The 21,905-nt window shown below is 73.5% G+C and carries 22 protein-coding genes; 11 read left to right on the top strand and 11 right to left on the bottom strand.

Features of this window, described 5'->3' with window-relative positions; translation table 11 throughout:
• Positions 1-61: 61 nt before the first annotated feature.
• The 3 genes from WA616_RS01435 to WA616_RS01425 are packed head-to-tail and all read left to right on the top strand — an operon-like array spanning position 62 to position 2,898.
• Complete coding sequence (locus WA616_RS01435) at positions 62-1,108, top strand: amidohydrolase family protein (RefSeq protein ID WP_336026640.1); 1,047 nt, start codon at positions 62-64, stop codon at positions 1,106-1,108.
• On the top strand, positions 1,108-1,872 hold the full coding sequence (locus tag WA616_RS01430; RefSeq protein WP_336026637.1) for a metal-sulfur cluster assembly factor: 765 nt from the start codon (positions 1,108-1,110) through the stop codon (positions 1,870-1,872). The genes WA616_RS01435 and WA616_RS01430 overlap by 1 nt, the downstream gene beginning before the upstream one ends.
• Positions 1,873-2,898, top strand: a complete 1,026-nt coding sequence (locus WA616_RS01425) for an NAD(P)-dependent alcohol dehydrogenase (RefSeq protein WP_336026634.1) — start codon at positions 1,873-1,875, stop codon at positions 2,896-2,898.
• Between the two features lie 36 nt (positions 2,899-2,934).
• Here the strand turns inward: WA616_RS01425 and WA616_RS01420 are convergent, their stop codons facing one another.
• Positions 2,935-3,306 carry a nuclear transport factor 2 family protein gene (locus tag WA616_RS01420; protein ID WP_336026632.1) on the bottom strand — a complete coding sequence of 124 codons (372 nt, stop codon included), beginning with the start codon at positions 3,304-3,306 and terminating at the stop codon, positions 2,935-2,937.
• A gap of 87 nt (positions 3,307-3,393) precedes the next feature.
• Here WA616_RS01420 and WA616_RS01415 point away from each other — a divergent pair, with 87 nt between their 5' ends.
• The 3 genes from WA616_RS01415 (at position 3,394) to WA616_RS01405 (ending at position 7,955) form a co-directional block, all read left to right on the top strand.
• On the top strand, positions 3,394-5,718 hold the full coding sequence (locus WA616_RS01415; protein ID WP_336026630.1) for a transketolase-like TK C-terminal-containing protein: 2,325 nt from the start codon (positions 3,394-3,396) through the stop codon (positions 5,716-5,718).
• Positions 5,719-5,986: 268 nt separating this feature from the next.
• Entirely contained in the window at positions 5,987-7,309 is a 1,323-nt protein-coding gene (locus WA616_RS01410) for an ATP-dependent 6-phosphofructokinase (protein ID WP_336026629.1), read from the top strand.
• A 106-nt stretch (positions 7,310-7,415) separates the two neighbouring features.
• A complete protein-coding gene (locus tag WA616_RS01405; RefSeq protein ID WP_336026628.1) occupies positions 7,416-7,955 on the top strand; it encodes a hypothetical protein in 540 nt (179 codons plus the stop codon).
• Between the two features lie 53 nt (positions 7,956-8,008).
• Here WA616_RS01405 and WA616_RS01400 read toward each other — a convergent pair whose 3' ends face one another.
• Entirely contained in the window at positions 8,009-10,036 is a 2,028-nt protein-coding gene (locus WA616_RS01400) for an ATP-binding protein (RefSeq protein ID WP_336026626.1), read from the bottom strand.
• Positions 10,037-10,220: 184 nt separating this feature from the next.
• Here WA616_RS01400 and WA616_RS01395 point away from each other — a divergent pair, with 184 nt between their 5' ends.
• Positions 10,221-10,688: a cupin domain-containing protein gene (locus tag WA616_RS01395; protein ID WP_336026624.1), complete on the top strand. Its 468-nt coding sequence runs from the start codon at positions 10,221-10,223 to the stop codon at positions 10,686-10,688.
• Between the two features lie 25 nt (positions 10,689-10,713).
• On the top strand, positions 10,714-11,655 hold the full coding sequence (locus WA616_RS01390) for an NADP-dependent oxidoreductase (protein ID WP_336026622.1): 942 nt from the start codon (positions 10,714-10,716) through the stop codon (positions 11,653-11,655).
• Positions 11,656-12,191: 536 nt separating this feature from the next.
• Here WA616_RS01390 and WA616_RS01385 read toward each other — a convergent pair.
• The gene (locus tag WA616_RS01385) at positions 12,192-13,481 is read right to left on the bottom strand and encodes a glycosyltransferase (RefSeq protein ID WP_336026620.1); all 1,290 of its coding nucleotides are present in this window, start codon (positions 13,479-13,481) and stop codon (positions 12,192-12,194) included.
• A gap of 115 nt (positions 13,482-13,596) precedes the next feature.
• Between WA616_RS01385 and WA616_RS24425 the strand changes: the two genes are divergently transcribed.
• Positions 13,597-13,875, top strand: a complete 279-nt coding sequence (locus tag WA616_RS24425; protein ID WP_442901962.1) for a GntR family transcriptional regulator — start codon at positions 13,597-13,599, stop codon at positions 13,873-13,875.
• A complete protein-coding gene (locus tag WA616_RS01380; RefSeq protein ID WP_336026617.1) occupies positions 13,872-14,357 on the top strand; it encodes an FCD domain-containing protein in 486 nt (161 codons plus the stop codon). Before WA616_RS24425 ends, WA616_RS01380 begins: the two co-directional genes overlap by 4 nt.
• A 222-nt stretch (positions 14,358-14,579) precedes the next feature.
• Here the strand turns inward: WA616_RS01380 and WA616_RS01375 are convergent, their stop codons facing one another.
• The 7 genes from WA616_RS01375 to WA616_RS01350 form a co-directional block, all read right to left on the bottom strand.
• Positions 14,580-15,035, bottom strand: coding sequence for a hypothetical protein (locus WA616_RS01375; protein WP_336026616.1), 456 nt, complete (start codon positions 15,033-15,035; stop codon positions 14,580-14,582).
• Between the two features lie 50 nt (positions 15,036-15,085).
• Entirely contained in the window at positions 15,086-15,337 is a 252-nt protein-coding gene (locus WA616_RS01370) for a hypothetical protein (protein ID WP_336026614.1), read from the bottom strand.
• The gene (locus WA616_RS01365) at positions 15,334-15,546 is read right to left on the bottom strand and encodes a hypothetical protein (protein ID WP_336026612.1); all 213 of its coding nucleotides are present in this window, start codon (positions 15,544-15,546) and stop codon (positions 15,334-15,336) included. The genes WA616_RS01370 and WA616_RS01365 overlap by 4 nt, the downstream gene beginning before the upstream one ends.
• Positions 15,547-16,438: 892 nt before the next feature.
• The gene (locus tag WA616_RS01360) at positions 16,439-17,299 is read right to left on the bottom strand and encodes a sensor domain-containing diguanylate cyclase (RefSeq protein WP_336026610.1); all 861 of its coding nucleotides are present in this window, start codon (positions 17,297-17,299) and stop codon (positions 16,439-16,441) included.
• 444 nt (positions 17,300-17,743) lie between these two features.
• Positions 17,744-18,058, bottom strand: a complete 315-nt coding sequence (locus tag WA616_RS24420) for an STAS domain-containing protein (protein ID WP_442901961.1) — start codon at positions 18,056-18,058, stop codon at positions 17,744-17,746.
• Between the two features lie 395 nt (positions 18,059-18,453).
• Complete coding sequence (locus WA616_RS01355; RefSeq protein WP_336026608.1) at positions 18,454-19,920, bottom strand: putative bifunctional diguanylate cyclase/phosphodiesterase; 1,467 nt, start codon at positions 19,918-19,920, stop codon at positions 18,454-18,456.
• A gap of 67 nt (positions 19,921-19,987) precedes the next feature.
• Complete coding sequence (locus tag WA616_RS01350; RefSeq protein ID WP_336026606.1) at positions 19,988-20,377, bottom strand: hypothetical protein; 390 nt, start codon at positions 20,375-20,377, stop codon at positions 19,988-19,990.
• Between the two features lie 118 nt (positions 20,378-20,495).
• Here WA616_RS01350 and WA616_RS01345 point away from each other — a divergent pair, with 118 nt between their 5' ends.
• Positions 20,496-21,053, top strand: a complete 558-nt coding sequence (locus WA616_RS01345; RefSeq protein WP_336026604.1) for a GGDEF domain-containing protein — start codon at positions 20,496-20,498, stop codon at positions 21,051-21,053.
• 156 nt (positions 21,054-21,209) lie between these two features.
• Here the strand turns inward: WA616_RS01345 and WA616_RS01340 are convergent, their stop codons facing one another.
• Complete coding sequence (locus WA616_RS01340) at positions 21,210-21,866, bottom strand: TetR/AcrR family transcriptional regulator (RefSeq protein ID WP_336026602.1); 657 nt, start codon at positions 21,864-21,866, stop codon at positions 21,210-21,212.
• Positions 21,867-21,905 lie beyond the last annotated feature (39 nt).

The raw sequence follows: 21,905 nt of genomic DNA, 5'->3' as shown, positions 1-21,905 counted from the left end.
CCCTAGCGTCGGCGGCGAGCACGTGACCCAGCTCACGACCGGAGCCGACGGAGGCCGACGGATGTACACCAAGGACGGCGAGCAGTACTACGTGGTGGACGCGCACATCGCGCTGTGGGACGCGCGGCCGGAGAACCAGCGCAACGTCCACGGCAAGCAGTTCATCGACTGCTTCTACGACTACCACCGCAACCTGTCCCCGGAGTCCGAGGTCTGGGGCTACGAGGAGTACCTCTACCAGGGCGGCGAGCGGCTGATGCGCGACGTGTTCGCCGACGGCATCGTCGACCACGCCATCTTCCAGCCAGCCCGGCTCGCGGAGTTCTACCACCGGGGCTTCGGCCAGACCGAGGAGGCGTTCGCCCTCGCGCAGGCCCACCCGGACGAGCTCACCTACAACCACTACTGGGACCCGCGCGACGGCGAGAACGGCCTCGACGCGCTGCGCGCCGCCGCCGAGCGCATGCACCTCACCGGCGTGAAGCTCTACACCGCCGACTGGCACGGCGAGTCCCGCGGCTGGAAGCTCACCGACCCGATGGCCCAGCGCTACCTGGAGCTGTCGCAGGAACTCGGCATCAGGAACATCCACATCCACAAGGGCCCGACGATCCGCCCGCTGGACCGGGACGCCTTCGACGTGGCCGACGTCGACCACGTGGCCACCGACTTCCCGGACCTGACCTTCGTCGTCGAGCACTGCGGCCTGCCGCGCCTCGAGGACTTCTGCTGGATCGCCACCCAGGAGCCCAACGTCGTCGCCGGCCTCGCGGTCGCCATCCCGTTCATCCACACCCGCCCGCGGTACTTCGCGCAGATCATGGGCGAGCTCCTCTACTGGCTCGGCGAGGACCGGATCCTGTTCTCCAGCGACTACGCGCTCTGGACGCCGAAGTGGCTGGTCGAGAAGTTCGTGGACTTCCAGATCCCCGAGGACATGAGCCCGGAGTACGCGCCGATCACCGTCGACCAGAAGAAGAAGGTGCTCGGGCTCAACGCCGCCCGCCTCTACGACCTCCCCGTGCCCGAGCACCTGCGGCTGCCGGAGGCCGACGAGACGGAGACGGGCCCGCGGGAGCCGGCCGCGGCCGACCTGGCGAGCGTCTGATGACGGCGGTCCTGCCCCGCGCCGCCACCCGGGTCGACGAGGCGGCGGTGCGCGCGGCGCTGGGCACCGTCGTCGACCCCGAGCTCGACGAGCCGATCACCGACCTGGGGTTCGTCCGCTCGGTCACCGTGGACGACTCCCCGGACGGCGGCGCCGTCGAGGTGCACCTGCGGCTGCCCACCTCGTTCTGCGCGCCGAACTTCGCCTGGCTCATGGTGTCCGACGCGCACGACGCCGTCTCCGCCGTCCCGGGGGTCGGGCGGGTGGTGGTGGAGCTCGACGACCACTCCGACTCCGACCTGATCAACCGCGGGCTGGCCGCCGGGCTCGGCTACCGCGGCACCTTCGGGCACGAGGCCGAGGAGTCGCTGGACGGGCTGCGGGCGACGTTCGTCCGCAAGGCGCACACCGCCGCCATGGAGCGGGCGCTCACCGCGCTGCTGCGCACCGACCCGTCGGCCGACGTCCGGGCGGTCACCCTCGGCGACCTGCCGGCCGACGCCGCCGAGGGCCTGCGCCGCCGGCGGGTCGCCCTCGGGCTCCCGGCCGGCGACGCCGACCCGGTGCTGCTCCGCGAGGACGGCACCCGCCCCGGCGCCGCCGACGCGCCGATGGTGCTGCGGCGGGCCCGCTCGGTGCGCATCTCGGTCGACGGCAACGCGCACTTCTGCCGCGGCCTGCTCACCACCCGCTACCCGGGGTCGGAGGCCGACCAGACCCCCCGCCCCGACGACCGCCCGCTCATCCCCCTGGAGGTGCGCTAGATGAAGGCCGTGCGCGTGCACGAGTACCACGCCGACCCCTCGCTCGACGACATCCCCGAGCCGCAGCTGCGGGGGCCCCTCGACGTGATCGTGAAGATCGGCGGCGCCGGGGTGTGCCGCACCGACCTGCACATCCTCGAGGGCCAGTGGGCCGACCTCCAGAACCCGGACCTGCCCTACGTCATCGGCCACGAGAACGCCGGCTGGGTGCACGCGGTGGGGGAGGGGGTCACCAACGTCGCCGTCGGCGACACGGTGATCCTGCACCCGCAGCCCAGCTGCGGTCTCTGCTCCGCCTGCCGCGCCGGGCGGGACATGCAGTGCGAGAACGCCTTCTTCCCGGGGCTCTCGAACGACGACGGCGGGATGGCGGAGTACCTGCGCACCACGGCCCGCGCCTGCGTGAAGCTCGACCCGTCGACCAACCCGGCCGACGTCGCCGCGCTCGCCGACGCCGGGATCACCGCCTACCACGCCGTCCGCAAGGCGCTGCCACTGCTGCACCCCGGGACGACGGCCGTCGTGCAGGGCGCCGGCGGGCTCGGGCACATCGGCGTCCAGTGCCTGGCGGCGCTGTCGGGCACCCGCGTCGTCGTGGTGGACCGCAACCCCGAGGCGCTGGAGCTCGCCCGGCAGATCGGCGCCGACGAGACCGTGGTGGCCGACGGCGACCAGGTGCGGGCGGTGCAGGAGCTCACCGGCGGCGGCGCCGACGTCGTCTTCGACTTCGTCGCCGAGCAGGGCGCGGAGATGGACGGCTGGCGGATGACCGGCCCGGCTGGCTCGCTCTACGTCATCGGCTACGGCGGCGAGCTGCGCATCCCGACGCTGGAGTTCGTCGCCGGCGAGAAGAACGTCGTCGGCAACATCGTCGGCACCTACACCGACCTCGCCGAGCTCATGGTGCTCGCGCAGGCCGGGAAGGTCACCCTGCACACCCAGCAGTACCCGCTCGACCGCGCCGTGGACGCCATCCGCGACCTCGACGCCGGCAAGGTGCGTGGGCGCGCGATCCTCGTCCCCTGACCCGGGAGGTGCCCCCGGCTCCCCGGCCGGGGGCGCCTACCGCTCGGGACCGGCCGGCTCGACGTCCATCCGGGTCAGCAGGCCGTCGCCGTCGAACCGGTACACGTGCCGCACCGTCTCCCGGGACAGCACCGCCCCGCCCGGGTCGCGGACGGTGAGGGCCACGCTCACCGCGACCGAGCCGTCCGGCCGGACGTCGAACCCGGTCGGGCGCACCAGTGGCCGGATCTGCGCCCACTGGCGCTCCCAGTAGCCGCGGACGCCGTCGTGGCCGTGCACGCGGCCGCCCTCCCAGCCGTTGGGCCAGTCGACGGCGGGGGACATGGCGGCCAGCACCGCGTCGATCTCGCGGGCGTTGAACGCGGCGTACAGCGAGCGCAGCAGGGCCGTGCGGTCGGGGGCGGTCACGGGGGAGCACGCTGGCACACCGGGCCGCGCGGTGGGGGACCCCCGGTCCCGCGTCATGCTGGCCCTCCACCCACCGACGGGAGACCCATGACGCTCGCCGCCCCGCGCCCGCCCGCCACCGGCGCCGACGACGCCGCCCTGCGCGAGATCGAGCAGCGCGTGCTGTGGCTCGCCACGGCGGTCGTCGACCACGCCAACCGGGTGCGCCCCAACCCGACCGGCCTCAAGGTGGGCGGCCACCAGGCCTCCAGCGCCTCGATGGTCACCATCATGACCGCGCTGTGGCTGGAGCAGCTGTCCGCCGAGGACCGCGTGTCGGTGAAGCCGCACGCCTCCCCGGTGCTGCACGCGCTGGAGTTCCTGCTCGGGCAGCTCGACGCCTCCTGGCTGACGACGCTGCGCGAGTTCGGCGGGCTGCAGTCCTACCCGTCGCGCCTGAAGGACCCCGTCCCGGCCGACTACTCCACCGGCTCGGTCGGCATCGGCGCCACCGCGCCGATCTGGGGCGCGCTGGCCCGCCGCTACGTCAACACCCAGTTCGGCGCCGGGGGCACCGGGCGGCAGTGGTCGCTCGTCGGTGACGCCGAGCTCGACGAGGGCGCGGTCTGGGAGGCCGTGCTCGACCCGATGGTGGCCGAGCTCGGCGAGGTGAACTGGATCGTCGACCTCAACCGGCAGTCGCTGGACCGCGTCGTCCCCACCCTGGGCGCCACCCGGCTGCAGGGCATGTTCACCGCGGCCGGCTGGCAGGTGCTCACCGTCAAGTACGGCGCGCTGCTCGAGGAGCTCTACACCCGCCCCGGCGGCCCGGAGCTGCGCGACCGCATCGACGGCATGAGCAACGCCGAGTACCAGCGGCTGCTGCGCCGCACCGCCGAGGAGGTGCGCCGCGAGCTGCCGGGGGACGGGCCGGGGGCGGCCGCGATCGCCGGCCTGGTCGACGGGGTGGCCGACGCCGACCTGCTCGCCGCGGTGCGCAACCTCGGCGGACACGACCTCAGCGCGCTGCGGACGGCGTTCGCGCAGATCGACGACACCCGCCCCACCGTCGTCATCGCCTACACGCTCAAGGGCTACGGCCTGGCCACCGAGGGCCACCCGCAGAACCACTCCGCGCTGCTCACCGAGGCCCAGCTGCACGAGCTCGCCGCGCGCGTCGGCGTCGACCCGGCGCAGCCGTGGGCCGGCTTCCCGGCCAGCAGCCGGCCCGCGGAGCTGCTGGCCGCCGCGGCCGCCCGGCTCGCCCGCCCGGCGGCCGGCAGCGCGCCCGCGCCCGACGTCCCCGCCGACCTCGGCCGCACCCCCTCGGGCACGGCCACCACGCAGGCGGCGCTCGGCCGCACCCTGCTCGACCTCAACCGCGCCGCGCCCGAGGTGGGCCGCCGGGTGGTCACCGTCAGCCCCGACGTGTCGAGCTCGACCAACCTCGGCGGCTGGGTGAACAAGGTCGGCGTCTGGTCGCACGAGGACCGCCGCGACTGGTTCGCCGACGACGCCGAGACGATCCTGCACTGGCGCGAGCGGCCCTCGGGCCAGCACGTCGAGCTCGGCATCGCCGAGACCAACCTGGTGGGCGCGATCGGCGAGCTCGGCGCCACCTGGTCGCGCTGGGGCCAGCCGCTGCTGCCCATCGGCGTCCTCTACGACCCGTTCGTCGAGCGGGCGCTGGAGCCGTGGTCGTTCACCATCTACGCCGGCGGGCAGTCGCTGCTGGTGGGGACGCCGTCGGGCGTGACGCTCGCCCCGGAGGGCGGGGCGCACCAGTCGATCACCACGCCGTCGATCGGCCTGGAGCAGCCCGGCTGCCTGACCTACGAACCGGCCTTCGCCCTCGACACCGAGTGGTGCCTGCTCGCCGCGCTCGGGCAGATGGGCCGCCCGGGCGGGCAGTCGGCCTACCTGCGGCTGTCCACCCGGCCGGTGGACCAGGCGCTGGCCGCGGTCCCGGTCGACGGCGCGGCCCGCGAGCGGCGCCGCCGCCAGGTCGTGGCGGGGGCCTACCCGCTGCGGCGGGTGCCGCGCCCGGCGGTCACGCTGGCCGCGATGGGGGCGCTGGTCCCCGAGGCGCTGGCCGCCGCCGAGCGGCTCGACGGGCTCGGGTTCGGGGCCGACGTCGTCGTGGTGACCAGCCCCGGGCTGCTGTTCCGCGCCGCCCAGGCGCGCCGGGGTCTCGACGACGCCTCGCCGTGGGTGCTCGACAGCGTCTTCCCGGCCGACCGGGCCACCCCGCTGGTCACCGTCCTCGACGGCCACCCGCACACGCTGGCGTTCCTCGCCGGCCTGCGCGAGGTGCCGGCCGCGCACCTGGGCGTGACGCGCTTCGGGCAGAGCGGCGACCTCGACAGCGTGTACCGGTACCACGGCCTCGACGTCGACTCGGTGGTCGGCGCGGCCCTCGACCTCGTCGACTGAGGAAGGACCCCCTCGCCCCCGCTCCTCGCCGACGCCCGGTGCGGGCCCCTGCGAGGGGGCCGGTGCAGCACCGCACCGCCCTCGCGGCGTGGTGCCCGACCTCGCCCCGCAGCGCGAGGTCGGGCACCACGGGCCGCGGTCGGTGGGCTCGGCGTGCGGCGCGCCGCGATCGGCGCCGCCGCGCCCCGGACGGGCGAATCGACATGACGTCCTGATGACCGGGGTGCCGCGCGCGGTGCGGGCGCCCCGGTGTGGGAGCGTTCTCCCCGTGATCGGACACGAGGACCTCGCGGTGCGGACGCTCGGCCCGTGCCGCATCGACTCGCCCCTGGCCGAGCGGCTCGCGGCCCGCGAGACGACGCAGCACTCGGTGCAGGAGGGGGACCGGGTCCTCTTCGACGACACCCTGTCGATGGCCGGCGCGCGCGACGTGCCGGTCGGCGAGCTGCCGAGCCTGGAGCCCGGCGGGCCGCGTCAGCGCATCTACTTCGACCCGGCCAAGACCCGCGTCGGCATCGTCACCTGCGGCGGGCTGTGCCCCGGCCTCAACGACGTCATCCGCGGGCTGGTGCTCGAGCTGTGCCGCCACTACGGGGTGCGCCGGATCGTCGGGTTCCGCAACGGCTACCGGGGGTTCATCCCGCGCTACGGCGAGGACGTCGTCGACCTGTCGCCGGACGTCGTGCAGCACATCGACGACGAGGGCGGCACCATCCTCGGCACCTCGCGCGGCATGCAGGACCCCGAGGAGATCGTCGACGCCCTCGAGCGGCTGGCGATCAACATCCTGTTCGTCATCGGCGGCGACGGCACGATCCGCGGCGCGATGGAGGTCGTCCGCGTGGTCCAGGAGCGCGGCCTGAAGATCGCCGTCGTCGGCGTGCCGAAGACGATCGACAACGACATCCCCTACATCGACCAGAGCTTCGGCTTCCAGACGGCGATGTCGGAGGCCACCAAGTCCATCCACGCCGCGAGCGTCGAGGCGCGCTCGGCACCCGGCGGGGTCGGGCTGGTCAAGCTCATGGGCCGGCACTCGGGCTTCATCGCCTGCTACTCCACGCTGGCCAAGGACGACGCCGACTACGTGCTCATCCCGGAGGTGCCCTTCGCGCTGCACGGGGAGGGCGGCTTCCTCGAGCACCTGCGCCGCCGGGTGGAGGACCGCGGGCACGCCGTCGTCGTGGTCGCCGAGGGCGCCGGGCAGGAGCACATCGAGGAGCACGAGCCCGGCCGGGACGCCTCGGGCAACGTCCGCCTCGGCGACATCGGCCGGCTGATGCGGCGGCTGATCAGCGAGCACCTGGACAAGGCCGGGGTGGAGAACAACGTCCGCTACTTCGACCCGAGCTACGCCATCCGCAGCGTGCCGGCGAACCCCTACGACAGCGCCTACTGCCTGCGGCTGGCGCACGCGGCGGTGCACGCGGCGATGGCCGGGCGCACCGAGGTGATCGTGGCGCGGCGCCGGCGACGGTTCGTGCACATCCCGATGGCGCTGGCCGTCAGCCGGCGCAACCACGTCGACCCGCTGGGCGACCTGTGGATGTCGGTGCTCGAGGCGACGGGCCAGCCGGTCCGCTTCGGCTGAGCCACCCGCGCGGGTGAGGGGCGGCGGTCCGGCTGCAGGACCGCCGCCGTCCTGCCGATGCCGTCTGCGTCAGGTGGAACAGCCGGCCAGACGACGGGACACCGCCATGCCGCGGCACGGACGCAGGACCTCCTCGCGGACCCCGGTCCGCCTGCTGGCGACGGCGGCGGTCGCCGCCCTGGTCGCCCTCCTGGTGGCGCTCGTGCCCGGCACCGCCGCGGCCGCGCCGAACCGCTCCGACCCGCCCGACGTCGTCCCCGTCCTGGACTGCGTCCTCACCCGCGCCGACGGCAGCTGGACGGCGGTCTTCGGCTACGACAACCGGACCGGCGCGACCGTGACCATCCCGGTCGGCCCGGCCAACCAGGTCACGCCGACCCGGTACGGCACACCCCAGCCCACGACCTTCGAGCCCGGCCTGCGGCGGGGCGTGTTCGCGGTGACCGTGACCGGCGGCGGACCCATGTGGCACCTGGGCAGCACCAACCTGGCCGCGCGCCAGGGCGACGCGGCGTGCCCGCCGTCCACCCAGATGCCCGCCGACGGCAACGGCGCCGGCCTGCCGATCGTGCTCGCCGCGGCCGGGGGAGCCGCCGCGCTCCTGCTCGCCCGCGCCCGCCGGAGGGCCGTCGCGCCGAGCGCCTGAGCGGCCCGCGCGCGGCTCGTGAGCGGCTCGCGCCCGGCGCCCCGGCGGCGCGCTCAGGAGCGGGGCGCCCCGATACGGCGGCGCAGCTCCGCGACCAGCCGCTCGCGGCCCAGCGCGAGGTGGCGCCGGTAGGTGCCGTAGGGCACCCCGAGCCGGCGGGCGGCCGCCTTGTGGGTGCGGGACGCCGAGATGAACGTGGTGGTGAGCGCCTCGTGCGCGCGTACGCCGGCCGGGTCGCTGGGCAGCGCGTCGAGAGCGGCGCTGAGCGCGGCGCGCAGGTCGGCGACGGGGTCGGCCGAGTCCGCCGGCACCAGGGGCGAGCCGAGCAGGGGGTTGGTGGCGAACTCGCGCGGCGCGTGCCAGGTGGACAGCGCCTCCAGGACGGCCGCCTCGAACGCGGCGCCGGCCAGGACGTCGCCGTCGTCCCCCGGTGGGCGCCCCGCCGGTGCGGAGGCCACCGGCGCCGCCGCCCGGGCCCGCAGCTCCACCCACCGCTCGACCGGCTCGCGGCGCCAGTCGCGGCCGAACACGTGCTGGCGGCGGCCGCCGACGTCCACGGCCGCCACCTCCGCCAGCCGGGCGGCGGCCAGGTAGGCACCCCACCGGCCGGCGTCCTCGAAGACGGTGGCGGTCACCGCCCGCCCGCGCGCCCGCATCTCGTCGGCGATCGTCCGCCGGCTGATGAGGTCCATGACCGGCGAGGGCTGCTGGTGCCAGGCCGGCTGCACCGCGAACCGGCGGATCGCCAGGTGCTCGCCGGGCCCCAGGGGCGCGGTGTCCGCGACGTGCGCCCAGAGCGCGGCGACCACCGGGTCGGCCGCGAGGTCCTCCGGGTCGGGCTCCTCCATCCGCAGCACCGCCATGAAGGCGACGGGCCGCGCGGAGCCGGCGTACCGGTAGACGCGGAACCCGCCCGGCCGGCGCCGCAGCCAGTGCTCCGCGATGCGCGCGGACTCCGGGCCCTCCGCCTCCGCGGCCATGCGCAGCACCTCGGGGACGTCGGCGGGGGACAGCGTGCTGTCCTCGACGTGCGGGTGGGCGCGCCAGTCGTAGAGCTCGTCGACGCCGGTCTGGTCGCGGAACAGGAACATCCACTCGGCGACGCGGAGCAGGGCGTCGCCGTCGGAGGCCGCGCGCACCGCCTCCAGGGCGGCGGCCGAGACGCGCACCCGGACGTCGTCGTAGCGCGCCGGGTCCCGCCAGCGCAGGTCGGCCTCCAGGGTGGCCCGCACGGCGTCGTGCGGGTGCAGGCCCTCGGCGGTGGCCTCGACGTAGGGGAGCTGGCGCAGCCACGCGAACAGCTCCGCGGTGTCCTCCCCGCCCAGTACCGCCCGCAGCAGCGACTCCCGCGTCACGTACGCCTGGGCGACCACCTCCAGCGCCCGCCGGTGCGCGGGCCCCGGCACGTCGCCCACCAGCCGCTCGACCAGCGTGGTGAGCACGTCGCCGGTGGGCTCCCACGGCGCGCCCGTCGCGGGGCTCCCGGCGGACACGGTGGCCGCGAGCGACAGGGCCAGCGGGCTGCCGCCGGCGAACGCGGTCAACCGGGACCGCTGCGCCGGGGCGACGCCACGGGAGGCGAGCAGGGCGGAGGACTCGGCAGGGTCGAGCGGACGCACGGCCAGCTCGCAGAACAGCGGCGACCAGCCCGGGTCCAGCGACCACTCCGGATCGGGGGCGCCCCGCCCGGCGATGACCACGAGCGCGTCGTCGGCCAGCCGGAGCAGGAAGGTGTCGCGCAGCCACGGCTCCAGCGGCCGGCAGTGCTCGAAGGAGTCCAGCAGCAGGACGGTGCCCGGCTGCACGCACGCCAGGGCGGCGGCCTCCTCGAAGCGCCGCGGCTCGGCGTCGAGGAAGCGGACGTCGAGGTGCACCACCGGGCGCCCGGCCCGCTCCGCCTGGCGGGCGGCGTGGCGCAGCAGCGTCGACTTGCCGATGCCGCCGGGGCCGTGCAGGTAGACGACGACCGGGGCGCCGTCGCTGCCGGCCACCGCGGCGTCGATCACGGCGCGCTCGCGCTCCCGGCCCACGAGCGCCTCCGCCCGCGCCGCGGCCAGCCTGCTACCCAGTCCCGTGCTCACCCGGCTCCTCTCACCGCGCTCCATGATCGCGCGCCGGCGGCCCGCCCCGGGAGGACGCACCCCGACGGGGTGGACACCGGTGGGCACGGGTGGGCACCCGCGGGCGTGGCGACCGGGCAGCGGCGCGGCGCAGGGTCGGTCCCAGCAGGACGGCGCCGCCGTCCTCCCGACCCGGGGAGCACCCGTGACCGTCCCGTTCCTCGCCCCGCGGCAGGACCAGCAGCAGCTCGAGTGGATCGGCGGCAGCACCGTGAGCGTGCTGCTCGACGCCGCGGCGACCGGCGGCGCGCTCACCGTCGCCCGCCTCGACGTCGAGCGGGACGACGCCTCGCCGTTCCACCTGCACACCCGCGAGGACGAGGTGTTCGTCGTCGTCTCCGGCGAGGCCCTGGTGTGGGCCGGCGAGGAGCGGCACGAGCTGGGGGAGGGCGGCGCGGTCTTCCTGCCGCGCGGCATCCCGCACGGCTACCGGATCACCTCCGACTCCGCCGACCTGCTGCTCGTCGCCACCCCCGGCGGGCTGGAGCGGATGTTCCGCCACGCCGGCCGCGACCGGCGCGGGCCCCGCCCCGACGGCTTCGCCATCCCCCCGGAGCTGCTCGCCGAGGCCGCCGACCTGAGCGGCAACGTCGTCCTCGGCCCGCCCCGCTGACCTCGTCCGACCCGAGAGGAAGACCATGAAGGCAGTCCGTTTCCACGAGTTCGGCGGTCCCGGCGTGCTCCGCTACGAGGACGCCGAGCAGCCCGTCCCCGGCCCGGGGCAGGTGCGCATCCGGGTCGCCGGCACGTCGTTCAACGGCGTCGACGCGAACATCCGCGGCGGGAACATGCAGGGCCCCATCCCGGTGGCGCTCCCGCACACGCCGGGCATCGACGTCGCCGGCACCGTCGACGCGCTCGGCGAGGGGGTGACCGGCCCCGCCGTCGGCGACGCCGTCGTCGGGTTCCTGCCCATGACCGAGGACGGCGCCGCCGCCGAGTACGTCCTGGCCCCGGCCGACGTGCTCGCCGCCGCACCGACGGCGGTCCCGCTCGCCGACGCCGCCGCGCTGCCCATCGTCGGGCTCACCGCGTACCAGGCGCTGTTCGAGCACGCCGGCCTGCAGCCGGGGCAGCGGGTGCTGGTCAACGGCGCGGGCGGGGCGGTCGGCGGCTACGCCGTGCAGCTCGCCCGGGCGGCCGGGGCGCACGTGATCGCCACGGCGAGCCCGCGCAGCGCTGACCGGGTGCGGGCCGACGGCGCCTCCGAGGTCGTCGACCACACCGCCGGCGACGTGGCCTCGGCGGTGACCGAGCCGGTCGACGTGGTGCTCAACCTGGCGCCGGTGGAGCCGGAGCAGCTCGCCGCGCTCGCCGGCCTGGTCCGCAACGGCGGCGTCCTGGTCAACACGACCGTCTGGATGCCGGCGCCGTCGGACGAGGCGCGCGGGGTGCGCGGGATCGACCTGTTCGTCCGCAGCGACCCCGCCCAGCTGGCCGAGCTGGTCGCCCGGGTCGATCGCGGCGAGCTGCGGATCGCCGTCGCCGAGCGGGTGCCGCTGGCTCGGCTCGCCGACCTGCACGCCCGGGCCGCCGACGGCGGGATCAGCGGCAAGGCCGTCGTCGTCCCGGGCTCCTGAGGCGGGCCGGCCGGGCGCGCGTGCCCCGTCTCACGAGGCGACCGCGGGGGTGCGCGCCCGGCCGGCTGGGACACTCGTCGGGAGACGCCCAGCCCGAGGAGAGCCGCACACCCCATGCCCACCGACCTCGCCGCCGTCCTGTTCGACATGAACGGCACAAGGCGTGTCGGTTCTTGATGGCGGCCGATGAAACTGCAGGTCATCGGCTACTTCTGGCGTTGGCTCGGGCGTGTCGCTGGGGGTCGTCTGTGGTCCTGATGTGTACCCGATGTGTACCCAAGATCCTTCTGGGGGAGCCACCCTCCCGACTATGACGGCCGCGGGTCGATGCAGATGTGAGCGGCCCGAGCTGCCCAAGCGAGGAGCCAGGCGAGGACGAGAGGGTGACCTCACCGGCAGTTGGTCATGTCGAATTGGAACCAACAAGAGCGGTTTTGGCACGGCCAAGGGCGACGGCAAAAGGGTCACCGCAGCCACCCGGTCGTGAAGCCAAGTCGGACCCCACCTGAGTCGTAGCCGCTCCGGCTCACGGTTAGTTACACGGAGCGCGTGGGCCGATCGGTGGTGAGACCGAACAGAGCGTCGACCGCGCGATCTGCCCCGCCCTCGGAGCCCACCAGCTGGGCGATCTCGGTGGCCCGACGGGTCATCGCGCTGTCGGACGTCGCTGCCCCGACCGCAGCGATGAGGCCGCCGGCGGTGAGGTGCCGCTGCGGGACCGGCGCCGGGGAGACCCCGAGAGCTCGCATGCGTTCGGACCAGAACGGCTGGTCGCCGGTGAAGGGACAGACCACCTGGGGCCGTCCCGCGAGCAGTGCGCCGGCCGTCGTCCCTGCTCCGCCGTGGTGGACGACCGCTGCTACGCGGGGGAACAGCCAGCCGTGCGGGACCTCGTCGACGACGTGGACCGAGTCGGTGTCCGCGTCTCTCATCGCGATCCCGCCGCCGCCGGTCGCAACCACAGCTCGCAGTCCGGTTGCCCGGGCCATCTCTCTCACCATGTCCCCTACGGCCTCGGGGTCCTGGCCACGCATGCTGCCGAATCCGACGTAGACCGGCGGTGCCCCGGCGTCGAGAAACCGGGCGAGTGCCGGCGACGGATCCCGGTCTCGAGTGGCCGAGGTCCAGTACCCCGTGACGGGCGCGTGTGCGGGCCAGTCGGACGGCTGCGGCAGGACGTGGCGGCTGAACGCCTGCAGCACGAAGGCGGGGCCTCCGTCGGGACGGCGGAACGGGTTCCCGGAGCCGCGGCGGGGCTCCACCCCGAGTCGTGCCCGCCACCGGCGGCCCGCCGCTCCGAGGAGTGCCCGGGGTGCGAGGGCGGCCGGTCGGTAGCTCAGGCGGTTCCAGCGTCGGGGCAGCCAGGACGGAGCCCAGAGCGGACACGGGAAGCCGTCGGTCGGCACCCAGTTCGGCTGCAGTGCCACCGGGACCGACGGGACGCGTAGCGCCTCGGCGAGGTGCTGGCCGGGCAGCAGCGTGTGGTGCACGACGACGTCGGTACCCGGCGGAACTGCCGCGGTGATGTCGTCGAGGGCGGCGGTGACGTACTCCCGGGTTCGGCGCACCACCTGGACGGCCGTCCGTTTCGCTCCTGGCCCGCGGTAGTTGGTCGCGAGCGCCTGCTGGACGTGGGGCTCCTCCGTGAGTCGGTTCCACCGGTCGTCGACGGGTGCGAAGGGGACGCCGTGGGCGACGGCCAGCGCCTGGTAGCACGCGGGTCCGGCCACCACGGCCTCGTGCCCGGTGTCGGTGAGCGCACGCCCCAGAGCCAGGAACGGCTGTACATCGCCACGGGTACCGAACGTGAGCGCGAACACCTTCATCCTGCGGAGCTCCTCGCCGCCGACTTGGCATCCAGGGCCGTCAAGCGCGCTTTTGCCCGCACTGAAATTTCACGCTGAGCTTGTCGTCAGCCGGTCGAGTGGTCAAGCCCAACCCATGAGACAAGCGACGTCGCCCAAGTCGACCGGTGCGACAGACGGGCTAGATTTCTGTCGTGACCGGCCCGGGCGCACGGGAGGGGCTTCGCTGACGCAGCAGGCCTACGCGGCTCTGCGCACCCGCATCGTGACCTGCGAGCTCCCGCCGGGCTCGTCGATCACCGAACGTGAGCTGGCCCGCTCGACGCCGTACGGATTGACGCCAATCCGCCGTGCGCTCGCGCGCCTGGATTGCGATGGTCTGGTCGTCACGGTGCCCGCTCCGGCTACATCGTGAGCCCGCTCGACGCCGAGGCGGTGTCGCAGCTGGTCGAAGCGTGGGACCTCATCGGTCCCGAACTCGTCCGCCTGGGCCTCGCGCGCCTCTCCGATGCCGAGGCCGAGGAACTCACCGCGCTCCTGGCCCGCTGGTCTCCACCCATCGCCGACAACGACCGCCGACTAGACGAAGTCCTGCGCTTCTCCGAGCTGTCGATGCTCGTTTTCCACCTCTTGGCCACCGCCAGCGCGAACCCCTGGCTGCGGGCGAGCTTCGACCAGTTGTCCGACCAGATGTCGCGTCTGTGGGTCACCTTGCTCAGAGGCCGCGAAGTGCCGGAGCAGCTACAACAGCTGATGAACCGTTGGAACCAAGACATCGCTGGTCGGCGACCCGATGAGATCGCCGAATCCCTGCCGCTCCTGATCAGGGAGAGTGGCCAGACGGCACAGGACCTCTTTCGCCGGCTCGGGGTGACGCACGCCAGCCCCCGAACCTGACTGGCTGGTGACGGGAATACCGCCCGCGGACAACGGCTTGTCGAGCCACTCCCGTCGCTGGTGCCCGAGCGTCGGACCCGGACCACGAACCCGTCCAACGAATTAACGGACGCCGAGTGCATGAGGTGTGTCGGCTCACCGATTGCGCTTCTCCAGGCGCGAAGTTCCGCTGGCTGTCGCGCCTCAGCTGGTGTGCAGTGACCAGGCGGAGGCGGGGCCGACCTAGCGTTCGTAGACCGGGGTGACGGAGTACTGCACGCGGCCGAGGTTGACCAGGGCGATGTCGGTGCAGGCGAAGGTGCTTGCGGACAGGATGGGTCGGGCGAGGCTGATGCCGCCGAGGATGGTGCCGCCGGTGCAGGTGCCGTCCCCGATGAGCCCGGCACCGAGCAGGTCGCTGATGCGGCTGACCCGGTAGCCGGTGATGGGGACCGGGCCGGGCGGCGGTGCGGTCCAGGTGACGGTGAAGGTGCGGGCCAGCAGCGATCCCGAGCCGGTGACGGTGGGCGTGGAGGGCGCGGGGATGGATGCCGCTCCGGCCCGGGCGGCGCCGGTGCCGGTGGGGATGGTCCAGGCGGCCTGGGCCGGGGAGGAGACGGCGAACTGCCCGGCGAGTAGCGCGGCCAGCAGTAGCGGGACCAGCGCCAGCCTGGACATCACGTGGCGGATGGGGGTCATCGTCGTCTCCTCTCCCGGCGTCTCAGGTCGTCAGCGGTGGTCGGGCCGGGTCAGGCGAGGGCGCCGGAGACGGTGAGGGAGGCGCGGAAGGTGGCGCCCTGGCAGCCGTCCTCGGCGGTGGAGGACATCTCCAGTGCACCGGGCACGGTGATCTGCACGCCGGTGGCGTTGGCGGGGATGAGCACGGCCGGGGACAGCGTCCTCGTCGTCGGCGCGGCGGGGACAATAAGGCCGGCGGCGCACGTCTTGTTCGGCTGCGGAGTGACGGAGACGGTGCCGATCGAGGCGGCGCTCAGGTTCACCGGAACGGGTTAGGGTTGTCCACGGTCGCGACCACCGTGCCGGTGGCCGGGTTGCTGTAGCCGCCGGCCGGCTTGGGGTACAGCGTGGCGGTCGGAGCGGCGGTGGACACGACCAGGTTCTGCACCGTGGTCGCCGCAGCCGAGGCGGCGCCGGTGCCGGTGGCCAGCCACGAGGCGGTGGCGACCCCGCCGCCGATGAGTAGCAGCACGACCAGAGCGACGACGCCGAAACGGCGGCCAGTGCGTCCGCGACGAGCGGCGTGTGGGGCGGTGGGCTCGCCGGCGCTGCAGGGGCAAGTGCAGGTGGTCATGGCGGGCTCCGGTTGCGTTCGCTGGTGGGCCGGAATTCGCCCCGTTGCGCACAACCATCGGGTGTCCCGCAGGATCGCTCAGACCTGATCTTGGGCAATCTCACTCGAACGGAGGAGACGCTCTGCTGCTGGAGATGCGACGTCGCGAAGTGTCTGGGTGCTCCTGCGGAGGATGTAGCTCGCCCGGGGGAGACGAGTCGCCTCGCCGGCACGAGGGGACCCCGCCGCCTCGCGCCTGCCATGCCCGTCCTCCCGGTCGGCGGGAACGCTCGTCGCGGCCCGCGTGGCGCGTGAGGCGGACGAGGTCGCCATCAGGTCTCGGCGCAGGACACGCCGCTCCCCACGTCGGCCCAGTCGCCCCGCGGGGCAAGGCAGCACCACGTGACGTCCAGCGGTCTGGTGACCGGGTACGAGGTGGGCGCGGTCCTGGTCAGGCATGCCAGCGGGCAGACCTTCCTTCCGATCCGGGTGCCGCACGCCATCCGGGCGGGACAGTCGGTCGTCGACGGGACGTGCACGCGCTGTGCGGCGCGCCGGTGCGGCAGCTGACGATGACGGCGTGGCCGCCGGCTCGGCAGCTGAGGTTCATGTCGCTGCCCTGCTCGTTCTGCGGCGTCGACGAATCCGCCTAACGCCACGGTGACGGTGGCCGGAGGTCGCCCGTGGACTGACCGCCGCCGACATCGACCGGCGAGCAGCCACCCCACGGGAGGTGACGCGGGCCGTGGGCGCCCCCTTGGCAGTCGGCTGTAGGTTCTAGTGTGACGCCTTGGGCCTACTCGTGGCGCGGTCAGCGCCGCTTGTTGGCGTACATCCGCTGATCGGCTTCGGCCAGGACCGCTGCTGGTGACGTCCGGATGCGTCCGGGCACGTGCGCCAGCCCCACGGAGAACCCGAGGAGCACGTCGCCGTCGCTGAGCTCAATGGGGACTTCGAGCGCGAGACGTATCCGGGCGATGAGTGCGTGGGCGTCTGCTGGGTGGGTGTCCTCGCAGAGGAGCACGAACTCGTCTCCACCCAGCCGGGCGGCGGTGTCGCTGGCCCGCAGGGCGTGGGTCAGGCGCGCTGCGAAGGTCGTGAGGGCGGCATCGCCTGCGGCGTGGCCGAGCCGGTCGTTGATCTCCTTGAAGCCGTCGAGGTCGATCAGCAGCAGGCACAGTGACGTGCCGTCGCGTTCGGCCCGCCGCAGGGCGTGCTCGAGACGGTCGTTGAACAGGTGCCGGTTGGGCAGACCCGTCAGGGCGTCATGGCCGACTCGGTGCCGCAGCCGGTCTTCGATCCGCTTCCGGTCGCTGATGTCCTCGATGACCATCACCAGCTGCCCGTCGGTGGTGGCGTCGTCGATCCACGAGGTGAGCACCTGCACCGGGCGCGGCGCCCCGTTTGCGTCGAGCAGTCGGCACTCGTGCCGCCAGCCTCGACTGCGGGTCTCCTGCACCGCCTTGCACGCCGCGATCGCACCTGCCAGGTCCTCGGGATGGGTGAAGTCCAGCAGTGGCCGGCCGAGCAGGGCGGTCTCCGGCAGCCCCAGCAGCTCGCACAGGGTGTCGTTGACGTGCAGCAGCACTCCCGTGCTGGTGGCCAGTGCGATGCCCAGCGGTGCATGCCGGAAGGCGGTCTCGTACGCCGCAGCGAGCCCGTCCGGCGCCATGCGCAGCCTCCTCAGTCCGATGTCCCAGCGTTCTACCCGTGTCGCGATCCCGGCAGCGGACTGTCCGACCGTCCCGGCATCGGCTGGTGCAGAGGTCGCCGGCGGTTCCCGCGGTCTCCGCGTGCTCACAGGCTCTGCCAGCCGTTGTCACTTGCCCGCTTCGCCGGTGGACGGGACCTGTGGTGCCTCGGCCACCCGGTGTTCCGTGGCACGTCAGCGGGGGAGGGGAGAGCCCGCCGCGTGCGACTGGATGGTCACGGTGTCCGCGGACGGAGCCGGCCTAGGGATCGACAGCACTGAAGCACGCCTGTGCCGGACCGAGCGGCTGTTCGGGGAGCGATCGCGTCGGCGACGGCTCGTCGGAGAACTCGACCGCAGGAGGTCGCGGACGGCCTGCATCAGAGCTGCCTGACTCGGGTGCGCGACGCGGTTCGGGGTGAGGCATCAGCGACCTCCTTGAGGAGAGGGTGGCGGATCGAGACGATGCCGCGGGGTCGTGGAGGCGCTGAGGTGGTCCGCGAGCCCGACCCAGCTGAAGACCAGGGACAGGGAGGGGCGGGCATCGAGGAGGACGAGGTCCGTGCTCCGTCGTTGGGCGCGATGCTGCATCGCCAGGAAGAAGCGCACCCCGGGGACGTCGCAGAACGAGACATCCGCAAGGTCCACGGTCCAGGTCTGGGGCCGGGCGGCACTCAGGGCCGTCAGGCTGGCGTGCAGGTAAGGCCGAAGCCGTGCGTCGAGATCTCCGTGCAGGGACATCGCACCGGTCCGCAGGTCGAGGACGCACCGTCCGGCGACGGGAGGAGCCGAACCGCGCACTGAGATCCGCCTGACGGGGAGCCGAAGTGGTCGTCGGCCGTCCTTGGGATCCGGCTGTGGCCACCATGTGGATTGATTCCACTTTCGGACCGAGACGGTAGCAGCCTGTTCCGGATCGGGGAGGTCCTGTTGGTGACGGTGCTCCAGCAGGGTCAGGCGGAGGCCGATGCGCTCAGGCCGGACGCGGGGTCACGGCATGGGCGTACAGCGCAGGCATCCACGTCTCACGACGCCACCAGCACGTCGGCGGTGTGCCGGCGGCCCACCTGGCGAGCGAAGTCCTCGCTGGTGAGTGGCGGGGCGAAGGCATATCCCTAGCCGAGGGTGACCCCCAGTTAATGGAGTCGGGACTGTTGCGCCGGAGTCTCGATGCCTTCGGCGAGTACCTCGATGCCGAGGCAGCCGGCGAGTAGGACCACTCCGCGCAGTAGATCCGAGGTCTCGTCTTTCTGCAGGCTCACGACCAGCGACCGGTCGACCTTGAGCGTCGTGATCGGGTAGCGCCGGACGTAGTCCAGCGAGGTGTAGCCGATGCCGAAGTCGTCGAGGCTCACCTTGACGCCGCTGCGCGCCAACCGGGACAGCGGCTCCACGCCCGCCGCGGCAGGCAGTTCGTCGTGTTCGGTGATCTCCAAGTGCAGGCGGTCGGCGTCGACTCCCGAGTCCCGGAGTGCGGCACGCACGACGACGTCGAGGTCCGGGTCGAGCATGCTCGCCCGGCCCAGGTTGACGCTCACGAACATCCGGGAGGTGCCGATGGCGTCCCACCGAGCCACGTGGTCGAGCGCTTCCCGCAGGACCCACGCGTCGATCTGGGCCGCGAGGTCGTACTCCTCGGCCAGGCCGAGGAAGGCGTCGGGCGCGAGGAGTCCCCGGTGGGGATGCCACCAGCGCACCAGTGCCTCGCAGCCGACCACGTCTCCATCGGCGACGGTGACCAGTGGCTGGAAGCGCAACTCCAGATGTCCGGACTCGTCGTCTCCGGTCAGCAGGCGACGCAGGTCCTCGGCGATGGACAGCCGGCCCAGGACGTCTTCTCGGAGGGCGTCGTGGAAGCCGGCGACGGTGCCCTTGCCGGCCGCCTTGGACGCGTACAGCGCGACGTCAGCGTCGGCGAGCGACTGCGAGAGCCGGCTGCGCTGCTTCAACGTCGTCCAGCCGGCACTCACCTGCACGACGTGGGACCGGTGCGCCAAGGGCGTCTCGAGGGTGAACGGATCAGCGAAGGCCCCGCTGATCAGTTCGGCGGGCGCGGGCGCGGTGGGGGTCAGGAGGACGACGAACTCGTCACCACCGGATCGGGCCACCGTTCCGAGCGCCCCCACGGCGGACTGCAGCCGCAGTCCCACCGCCGTCAGCAGGCGGTCGCCGGTCTCGTGCCCGAAGACGTCGTTGACGTGATTGAAGTCGTCGAGATCGAGGAGATAGACCTTGCCCGGTGAACCGTCCACCGTGCCGGGCGTGGCCATGGGCGCGTCGAAGGCCCGGGCGAGACCGCGCCGGTTGGCCAGGCCGGTGAGGGGGTCCTGCGTCGCGCGGCGCTCCGAGCGCCGGACCGCCTGTGCGCCCCGGACGATCGCGAGCAGGCTCACGAGCGCTGCGAGCAGGAGGTAGGCGGGGGTCGGCAAGCGCTGCCCGAGGCCGGTACCGCCGATGACGTAGAGGCCGACGGGTGCCAGCACGAGCGGCGTCAGCCCGAGGAGTCGAGCGGACTCCGTTCGGCGGCTCTGCAACAGGGCGGGCGTGAACAGGTCCACCATCGACGGGTGGACGGTCGCGCCGGCGAACACGAGTGCGGCCACGGTCCAGAGGATGGCGAGGGTGTCGGTCGGGAGGAGGTCCCGTTGCCCGTCGGCCGTCGCCAGGGCGTCACAGAGCGCGGCGGCCGAGCGCCTCACGACGGCTTAACCGGCGCAGCGGCTCTCGGGTCAGGCGGCGACCGCGGACGAAGATGGCCGTCACGACGGCCGTGGCGACTCCCGCTCCGGCCTGGGTCAGCGCGCCGGCCACGGCACCGGCCGACGGATCGACGGCCACGACGAGCATGCCGATCGCCCACAACGTGAGCATGAGCCACATCGCCAGCCAGGGCAGTCGCCAGCCGGGGCGGTGGAGATACAGCCCGATGCCCGGAGCGAGGACGGCCGCCAAGGCCGCGACGACCATGGCCTCGCGGGTGACCGGGAGGCGGACCAGCGCGCCGGCCGTGGAGAGGACGGCTGTTGCGATGTGGAGGTCGCGGCGCCGGAGCAGGTCCATGCGGTGATGTCGGCTCTGATCGGTCGGCCCTTGACATCTGCGGTCGCTAGCCCCTCGAACGGAGCGGGTGGGGCGGGCCCTTGTCTTGAGCAGCGCATCCTCGGGTGCGGCCCACTGGTTGGCCTCCGCCGACCTGGACGCTCGCGGTGACGCGGTCATCGACGAGCTCACCGGCCTCTTCAACCGCAAGGCACTGGCCCGGCGCTTCCCGGACATCCGAGCCCAGGCTGCCGTGTCCGACGCCCACCTCTCCCTGCTGCTCTGCGACGTCGACCGCTTCAAGACCGTCAACGACACGTGGGGTCACGACCGGGGTGATCAGGTGCTGCGCGACCTGGCCACCAGGATCCGCGAGGTCCTGCGCACGTCCGACCTCGTCTTCCGGTTCGGCGGTGAGGAGATCGCCATCCTGTTGCCCGGCCACGGATTGCAGCACGCCGTCCTCACGGCGGAACGTCTGCGGTCGAGCATCGGCACGTCGCCCCTGGCTGGTCTCCACATCACCCTCTCGGTGGGCGTGGCGTCAGCTCGCGGGGACGCGGTCGACCTGAGCGATCTCCTGTCCCGGGCTGATAGGGCCCTGTATTCCGCCAAGGCCACCGGGCGCGACCGGGTCTGCTCCGCCGGCGCCATTTCCGGCACCATCACCGCCGGCGCAGGAGCTCGCGGGCGCTAGTCCCCGGCGGCACGTCGAGACCGAGTCGACTCTGCAGTGCCGCGGTGATCGCCGTTGCCGCGGGAACCAGCGCCCCAGCTCGTCCGGCCGATGCTGTGGAGCTCGGGATGCCCGGGGGAGATCAGTCATCGGCCGTGCCGTGTTCGCCGGGCTCGATCACGAGGCCGCCTGCACGGCGATGCCCACAAGTCGGGCCACCCCTGCGCGCAGGGTCTCCAGGACCATCCGGGAGACCATCGTGACCCCGTCGGCCAGTTGCTCAGGATCGAGCTCCGGTCGGGCGACGCCCCCCTCGACGGCGAGCAGGCTCCGGGTGATGGCCAACCAGGCGGCCGCGATCACGGCGGCCTCCGTGCGGGCCTCCGCGGCCTCCGCCGGCCACGCCTCTGCCAGGGCCACACGTAGGCGCGATTCAGCCTCGAGGACGAGGACGCGTTCGTGCGCTCGCAGGGCCGGAGACGCCTCGACCACCTCGAGGAAGCGTGCCCGGTCGCTGTCGTCGCTGGACCGGAGGTAGCCGCGGACCGAGGCCAGCAGATGGTCACGCAGTGCATCGAGCGGATCTGCGCCCCCGGGGCGTCCTCGGACGGCGGCAGCGGGCCCGTCGACCCAGGGCGTCCTGCCGTCGAAGAACAGCTCCTCCTTGGAGGAGAAGTTGTTGAAGATCGTCTGGATTGCGACCCCGGCATCACGGGCGATGTCGGCCATCGTCACGGCGGCGTATCCGTGCTGGTCGAACAGGCGGTGCGCATGATCGCGGATCCGAGCGCGCGTCCGCGCGCGTCGGCCCTTGTCTCCCTCCGATTCGTGCACGCCGTCCACTGTAGGAACTTCCGGCCGGTCCGGTCCGGA

This window comes from Geodermatophilus sp. FMUSA9-8, from assembly GCF_037034165.1.
GTDB lineage: Bacteria > Actinomycetota > Actinomycetes > Mycobacteriales > Geodermatophilaceae > Geodermatophilus > Geodermatophilus nigrescens.
The sequence above is the reverse complement of the archived record's forward strand: the minus strand, read 5'-3'. Positions and strand labels throughout refer to the sequence as shown.